This window comes from Halosimplex amylolyticum, from assembly GCF_051414035.1.
GTDB lineage: Archaea > Halobacteriota > Halobacteria > Halobacteriales > Haloarculaceae > Halosimplex > Halosimplex amylolyticum.
Map to the genome: position 1 here is coordinate 1 of NZ_JBLKNW010000025.1, position 509 is coordinate 509.

At 60.1% G+C, this 509-nt stretch carries 1 protein-coding gene; it reads right to left on the reverse strand.

What is annotated here, in order from left to right:
• Positions 1-509, reverse strand: a 509-nt coding sequence (locus ACMGFE_RS26045) for a carbohydrate ABC transporter permease (protein WP_436928185.1), incomplete at both ends; no start/stop codon positions are given.

Here is a 509-nt window from a genome sequence, read left to right on the forward strand (position 1 = left end):
AACACGACCATGGCGTAGCCGCTGAACTGCCAGATCAGCGCGAAGATCACCGCGCCGAGCACTAACTCGGGATTGCCGATCCAGTTGAACGGGCCTAACCCGACCGCTCCCAACAGGATGTTGACGAGGCCGTTGTTGACGTTGTACATCCAGAGCCAGAACTGGGCGGTGACGACGAACGACAGCGCCATCGGCAGCAGGTAGATGGTCTGGATCTGCTCTTTGAAGCGGATGCCCCGGTCGAGCATGATCGCCAGGAACAGCCCCAGGATCATCGTCACCGTCGTGAAGACGATCAACAAGACGAACGTGTTCTTGCCCGTCGTCCACACCCACGGGTCGTTCATCGCCTGGACGTACATGTCCAGGTCGAGGTTGCCGGGGCTGAAATCCGGCCCCTGGCCGAACCCCTCGTAGTCCGTAAAGGAGATCAGCGTGTTGTAGCCGATACCCCCGTAGACCCCCAGCCCCATGATCGAGAACGGAACGAACCAGTAGGGGAACGACCG